General features: G+C 78.0%; 1 protein-coding gene. It reads left to right on the forward strand.

What is annotated here, in order from left to right; translation table 11 throughout:
* Nucleotides 1-67: 67 nt before the first annotated feature.
* A partial coding sequence (locus tag HMPREF0731_RS22640; RefSeq protein ID WP_007006611.1) for a UDP-N-acetylglucosamine 2-epimerase occupies nucleotides 68-610 on the forward strand: 543 nt, incomplete at its 3' end.

A 610-nucleotide genomic window follows, 5' to 3' on the forward strand; every position in this document is an offset into this window, starting at 1 on the left:
GCTTCACCGAGATCCTGGCCGAAGCCGCCACCCGCCGCGCCGTGCCGCAGCCCGGTCTGGTGCCGGCATGAGCGACGCCCCCCTGCTGCATCTGGTGGCCGCGGCGCGGCCCAACCTGCCGAAGCTGGCGGCGCTGTGGCACGCGCTGGCGGCGCGGCCCGGCCTGTGCCGCCCGGTGCTGCTGCACACCGGCCAGCACGCCGACCCGGCGATGTTCGGCGCGCATCTGGCCGATCTCGGCCTGCCGGCGCCGCAGATCAGCCTGGGCGTCGCCGCCGGCGGCGGCCATGCCGAGTTCACCGCGCGCACCCTCGCCGCCTGCGGCGCGCTCTGGCAGCGGGAGCGCCCGGCCCTGGTGGTGGTGGCCGGCGATGTGGACGCCACGCTGGCGGCGGCGCTGGCGGCGCGCAAGCTCGGCATTCCGGTGGCGCATCTCGAGGCCGGGCTGCGCTGCGGCGACCGCGACATGGCGGAGGAGATCAACCGCCGCGCGGTGGACGCCATCGCCGACCTGCTCTGGGCGCCGGACGCGGCCAGCGCGGCCCGGCTGCTGGCCGAGGGCCACGCGCCGCAGGCGGTCCGCGCCGTCGGCAACGCCATGATCGACACG

This window comes from Pseudoroseomonas cervicalis ATCC 49957 (genome assembly GCF_000164635.1).
Taxonomy (GTDB): domain Bacteria; phylum Pseudomonadota; class Alphaproteobacteria; order Acetobacterales; family Acetobacteraceae; genus Pseudoroseomonas; species Pseudoroseomonas cervicalis.